The 6,207-nt window shown below is 73.1% G+C and carries 3 protein-coding genes; 2 read left to right on the top strand and 1 reads right to left on the bottom strand.

Annotated features, from left to right (window positions below; genetic code table 11):
- The first annotated feature begins 198 nt into the window (after nucleotides 1–198).
- A complete protein-coding gene (locus tag AW16_RS0116455; RefSeq protein WP_029292186.1) occupies nucleotides 199–2,961 on the top strand; it encodes an Ig-like domain-containing protein in 2,763 nt (920 codons plus the stop codon).
- A 158-nt stretch (nucleotides 2,962–3,119) separates the two neighbouring features.
- Nucleotides 3,120–3,794 (top strand): CD225/dispanin family protein, encoded by a 675-nt coding sequence (locus tag AW16_RS0116450; RefSeq protein WP_029292184.1) that lies wholly within the window; start codon nucleotides 3,120–3,122, stop codon nucleotides 3,792–3,794.
- Between the two features lie 28 nt (nucleotides 3,795–3,822).
- Here AW16_RS0116450 and AW16_RS0116445 read toward each other — a convergent pair whose 3' ends face one another.
- The gene (locus AW16_RS0116445; RefSeq protein ID WP_029292182.1) at nucleotides 3,823–5,523 is read right to left on the bottom strand and encodes an AMP-binding protein; all 1,701 of its coding nucleotides are present in this window, start codon (nucleotides 5,521–5,523) and stop codon (nucleotides 3,823–3,825) included.
- Between the last annotated feature and the right edge of the window lie 684 nt (nucleotides 5,524–6,207).

Raw genomic sequence — 6,207 nt, 5'->3', positions numbered from 1 at the left:
AACCGTTACGGCGGCGGACGGGTGCGGCGTCGTCGCGGGCGCTGCGGCCCGAGGTGCCCGCGTTCCTCGCGGCGCGCACCGAGCCGCAGCCGGTCGCGCCGGCCCGATGACCTGACCGCACCTCCCGGCTCCACCCGCACGTCCCGCACACCCTCCGAGACCCGTCCGCCGACCGGCGGAAGAAAGTGACGCACGCCCATGTCCACGTCCCACCTCCGGCGCAGGGTCGCCGGGATCGTCGTCGCCGCGCTGGCGACCGCACCGCTGGTCGCGCTGACCGCACCCACCGCGGGCGCCGCGCCGGGATCCCCGGCGATCACGTCGTCCGTCGACTTCGACTACCTCGCCGACGTGTTCCCGGCGCTCGCGTCGCAGCGCGGCGAGCACGTCTTCGAGCCGATCGGCATCGAGCGGCTCAAGTACCTGCTGCGGTTCAAGGCCGGCAAGTACGCGGTGCTCGTCGGCGACCCGAAGGACCCGAGCATCCAGGCCGAGATCGGCTACATCAACGACGCCGCGAAGAGCATCGGCGTGCGCAAGATCTACGTGTTCGACCCGCGCATCGACGGCAACGACCTGAACATCTTCGACTGGGACGAGCTGGGCACGCACCTGACCGGCGCCGGCCTGACGTACTGGAAGAACGAGGGCGTCGCCGCGACGACCGGCGGTCCCCTCATCGACCTCATCAACGGCAACAGCCCCACGCCGGAGTTCGTCCGCACGGACGGCAAGGTCAGCGGCCCGTACCTCGTCGTGCTCGACAAGGACCGCAAGGACGCCGACGGGTTCGACGACCGCGTCGTGTCCTCGCTCGCGGGAACCAGCACCCCGGCGGACCTCGACACCCCGGCGGAGCAGGCCGCGTACGAGGCGACCGTGAAGCAGACGCTCCTCGACGGCGGGACGGTCGCGTCGCCCGACCTCGCCGTGAGCACGCAGCTCGAGTTCTACAAGGACGAGGTCAACCGTCGCCACACGTCGTCGTACACGGACGCCACCAAGTACGGCGGCGACATCCTGAGCGACGCCGACGGGACCGACGGCTGGCGCATCCAGCAGCTCACGTACCCCGAGGCGATCGACCTGCTGAGCAACCCGCGCTACGCGGGCAGCGACGTCCCGTTGCTGTTCGGCGGCACGTGGTGCCACAACACGCGCGCGGTGATCGGGCACATCAACGCCGACGCGCAGGCCAGCGGAATCAAGACCGTCTACAACCTCGACTTCTCGCTGTTCTCGGCGGGCAACGGCGGGACGACGTACGACCACATCCGCACGAGCGGCACCCCGGCCGTCACCGACGGCAAGACGCTCGCGCCGGGCTACCTGTACGGCGACCTCGTCAACACCTACCTGCCCAACGCCGTGGCCGAGTACGCGAAGGCCGGCGAGCCGGGCGCGAGCCCGAACTGGTACTACCCGGGTGGCGACACCACCGGGACGCTGCAGTCGGCCCGCCGGCTCCAGGTGCCTGCGCTGCTGGTCTACTCGCAGGACCACAAGGACGCGCTCGGCAACCCGGCCCCGGTGGTCGACGAGGCGATCCGCACCAACGACGACGGCACGTACACCGAGTACATGACGGAGAACTGGTACGTCGCGGGCCACGCGCTGCCCAACACGCCCGACACCACGCTCAACGGAACCCTCGCGGCCGGTGGTGACCGCCTCACCAACGCCCGCGACTTCGCGAGCGAGGCGCTCGACGCGTACGCCGACGTCCTCGGCTCGCTCGGCTCGACCCGGTACACGAGCACGACGTCGGTCACGGTCGACGGCGCCCAGTCGACCGACCTGGTCCCCGGCACGACGCCGACCCTGGCCGTGAAGGTGACCGCGGCCGGCTACGCGCCGTTCATCACCAACAACAAGAGTGCGGCCGACGTGCCGCGCAGCACGGCCACGGGCAGCCCGGCCGGCTCGGTCGTGGTCCTCGACCAGGACGGCCACCAGGTCGGCGCACCGGTCGCGCTCAAGCGCGACGGCTCCGCGGTCTCGATCACGCTGCCCGCGATCACGTCGGACCAGATCGGTGACGTGTGGAGCGTGCGGTACCTCGGCCGCGGGTACTCGATCGGCGCGTCGAGCGCCGACCTGCGCGTCGGCAAGCGCTCCACGGTCACCCTCGCGGGTGCCGCGTCGGCCTCGTTCGGCACCGCGGTCACCTACACGGCCACGGTCTCGGCCGGCGCGACCGGCACGGTCCAGCTCACAGGCCTGCCCGGCGGCGCGCGCACCGCGACCGTCGTCGGCGGTACGGCGACGTTCACGGCGCCGGCGACGCTCGCAGCCGGCTCGTACACGCTGACCGCCGCGTACTCGGGCGACGCGGTGTTCGCGTCGTCGTCGTCGGCCCCCGTGCGGCTGACGATCGCGCGGCTGGGCACCAAGGCCACGGTCTCGGCGCCGACGAGCACCACGTACGGCAAGGCCGCCAAGATCACGGTCAAGGTCGTCGACGCGCGCGGCAAGGCCGTGAGCGGCAAGGTCACGCTCGCGGGCGCCGGGCCGACCGTGACCGCCACCCTGGCCGCAGGCCAGGCGGTCGTGACGCTGCCCGCGTCGCTCGCCGTCAGGTCGTACACGCTCAAGGCGGCCTACGCCGGCACGGCGGACGTCGCCGGGAGCTCGGCCACGGCCACGCTCAAGGTCGCCCAGGGCAAGGTGTCCAAGGTGACGACGAAGGTGACCACGCGCCCGACGTCCAAGAAGAAGGGCAAGGCCACCGTGACGGTGACCGCACCCAAGGGCCTCGCGACGGCCTCCGGCAAGGTCACCGTGACGCTGACCAAGGGCAGCAAGAAGGTCGTGAAGACCGTCACCCTGAGGTCCGGCAAGGCGACCGTCGCGCTGCCGAAGCTGGCCAAGGGCACGTGGAAGGTCTCCGCGCGGTACGCCGGCTCGACGACGTACGCCGCGGCGAGCGCCACGACCGTGAAGATCGCGGTCAAGAAGTAGCACCCTGACCGGGCCCGGGCGGTGACCCCTCGAGGGGGCACTGCCCGGGCCCGACGTGCGCCGTCCGGGTGACGACCCACGCGGTCGTCGCGGATTCACAGGCTCGTCCCAGCGCAGGCTCCTACCGTCACGCAGGTAGCCGTGACCAGGGAGGGACGATGGAGCCCGAGACCGCACCCCCGAGCGCCGACGAGCCGCACGCGGCCGCGCCGAAGCCGACGACCGCGCCGACGACCGCGCCGACCCCTGATCCGTCCCCGGCACCCCAGCAGGCGCGCACCAGCCCGTACCCGCGGCCCGAGCGCACGGCCACCGACGGCCGGTATCCCACCGCGATCGGCTGGGTGATCGCGGCGGTGATCCTGTTCTGGCCGACAGCGCTCGTCGCGCTGCTCGCCTCGCACCGGGCCGCGCGGGCCGCGGGAGCCGGCGACGCCGAGACCGCCGAGCGCGAGTCGGCGACCGCCCGGCGGTGGGGGATCGTGAGCGTGTGCGTCGGTGCCGCGCTCGTGGTGCTCTCGCTCGTGATGTCCGTGGCGTGGGCGCTGCTCGTCGTCGCGGGCCACGCGTGGCGCGGGCACGGATGGGAAGGGCACGGGCGCGGGGACCGCTCGTTCGTGCTGCCGTACGACCGTGGTCAGCAGGACGGACGGCAGTCCGGCCCGGGGACGGGGCGGCAGCGCGGCGGTCAGGACGAGGGCCCGGGCGGCACGTGGACGGGCCCCCAGCGCGGTGGCGGGGACGGCGGCACGCAGGGCCGGAGCGGTCAGGGCGGACGGCAGGGAGCACGGCCCGGACCGAGCCAGCAGCCGCGGCCGTCGCCCACGTCGTGAGCCGGCGCGGTCGACCGTGCGGGACGCGTCAGGCGCTCACGGCGAGCACCTCGTCCCGCACCACGCGGCGGAGCACCTTGCCGAGGATCGAGCGCGGCAGCTCGGGCACGACGACCAGGCCGCGCGGGACGGCGTAGGACGCGAGCCGCTGCGCGCACCACGCGCGGACGGCGGAGAGGTCGACGGGTGTCGCGCCGTCGGACGCGCGATCGTCCAGCACGACCGCCGCGACCACCTTCTCGCCGAGGTCGCCGTCGGCGGGGACGCCCACCACCGCGACGTCCCGCACGCCGGGCATCGCCCGCAGGTGGTCCTCGACCTGTGACGGGTACACCTTGAAGCCGCCCGTGACGATGACCTCCTTGATGCGGTCGACGAGCACGACGAAGCCGTCGTCGTCGACCCGCACCACGTCCCCGGTGCGCAGCCAGCCGCCGGGCAGCAGCTGCTCCGCGGTCTCGTCGGGCCGGCCCCAGTAGCCCGCGAAGACCTGCGGGCCGTGCACCAGCAGCTCGCCCTGCTCGCCGTGCGGCACGTCCCGCGTGGGGTCGGCGGGGTCGACGACGCGGATGTCCGTGCCGGGGAACGGCAGCCCGAGCGCACCCGGCCGGCGTGCGGGGGACAGCGGGTTGCCGAGCGCGACGGGGGCCGTCTCGGTCATGCCGTACCCCTCGATCACCAGGCCGCCCGTGGCGTGCTCCCAACGTTCCGCGGTCTCGCGCGGGAGCGCCATGCCGCCGGAGAACGCGTACCGGATCGAGCCGAGGTCGGCGCCGCGCTCGTCGGCCGCGCTCGCGAGCCGGTCGAGGATCGGCGGCACCGCGGGCAGGAACGTGCACGGGCGACGGCGCTGCGCCGCGAGCACGAGGTCGGTGTCGAACCGGGGGAACGGCACGATCGTCGCCGCGATGCGGACCCCGTACAGGAGGCACAGCGTGAGCCCGAACGCGTGGAAGAACGGCAGCGCCGCGTAGACGGTCTCGGTGCCGGGCCGGGCGTCGGTCCACGCCTGGCCCTGCACCGTGTTCGCGACGAGGTTGCGGTGGCGCAGCGCGGCACCCTTGGGCGTGCCCGTGGTCCCGCCCGTGAACTGCACGAGCGCCAGGTCGTCGGCCTGCGGGTGCGGGTGGTCGGCGGACAGCGGGTCCGACGACGCGACGAGCGCGTGCCACCGCGGCAGGTCGCGCGGCGCGTCGGCGCTCATCGCGGCGCGCGCCGTGCGGGCGGAGCGGACCGGCGCCCGCAGCGCCCATCGCTTGGTCGCGGGGAGGTCCGCGGTCAGGTCGACGACGACGACCTCGCGCAGGTCGGTGCCCGCGCGCGCCTCGAGCACGGCCGCGACGGCCTTCTCCCAGACCAGCGCGACGCTCGCGCCGGAGTCGGCGAGCTGGAGCCTCAGCTCGGTCGCCGAGTAGGTGGGGTTGTGCTCGACCACGACGGCCCCGAGGCGCAGGGTCGCCAGGAACGCGACGACGTGGGCGGTGCAGTTGGGCAGCACGAGCGCGACGCGGTCGCCGTGACGTACGCCGAGCCCGTGCAGCGCGTGCGCGGCGCGGTCCACCTGGTCGGCCAGCTGGGCGTACGTGGTGGTGCGGCCGAGGAAGTCGACCGCGACGCGCTCGGGGAATGCTGCGGCGGAGCGTGCGAGCGCCGCGGTCAGGGGCTCGTCCGGGATCGCGACGTCCGTCGGGACGCCGTCGGCGTACGAGTCGAGCCACGGGCGGGTCACGCGGTCACCGTAACCTACGGTTCCGTAAGTTACTAGTGAGTAGCCATCGGGACCTTGGTCCTGTCGGGTAAAGAGATGGTCAACCTAAGATCGACGGTCCACCTGGACGAACGTCCGGGTCGTCGATCGCGACGAGGGCCGCCGCGCGTCACCGAAGGAGGCACCATGTCCCACCACCCCATCCGAGTCGCAGGGACCGTGCTCGCCGCCGCGGCTGTCGCCCTCGTCCCCTCGGCCGCAGCGGCCACGACCGTCGTCGTGCAGGCGGGCGGCCCCGTCGTCGCCGGCGGGGGCTCCGACGCCGCGCTGCCCTACCTCGTCGACCAGACCGGAGTCACCCTCCTCGGGGGCGCCGTGTTCGAGGCGCACGGGCACGTCAACATCACCCTCGTCGACGGCAGCCAGCGCCACATCCACCTCGACCCCGACAACGGGCAGCCCGGAGGCGTGTGGATCGGGAGGTCCCACATCCCGTGGTCCGCGTTCGGGCTCGAGCCGCCTTTCGCGGTGACCTGGGTCCAGGTGGCCGGCTACGACGAGCACTTCGGCGAGGGTGGTCAGCCGCCGGTCGTCGTCGCCCCGCCGACCGAGCCCACGGGCCCGTACTAGATCTCGTATGCCGTCTTCTGCTTGAAAAAAAAAGTAAGCTTCATAAGTAGCCTTTGCAACTGGAGCTGTAAAAGA

It is taken from the genome of Cellulomonas sp. HZM (genome assembly GCF_000708885.1).
GTDB lineage: Bacteria > Actinomycetota > Actinomycetes > Actinomycetales > Cellulomonadaceae > Cellulomonas.
The sequence above is the reverse complement of the archived record's forward strand: the minus strand, read 5'-3'. Positions and strand labels throughout refer to the sequence as shown.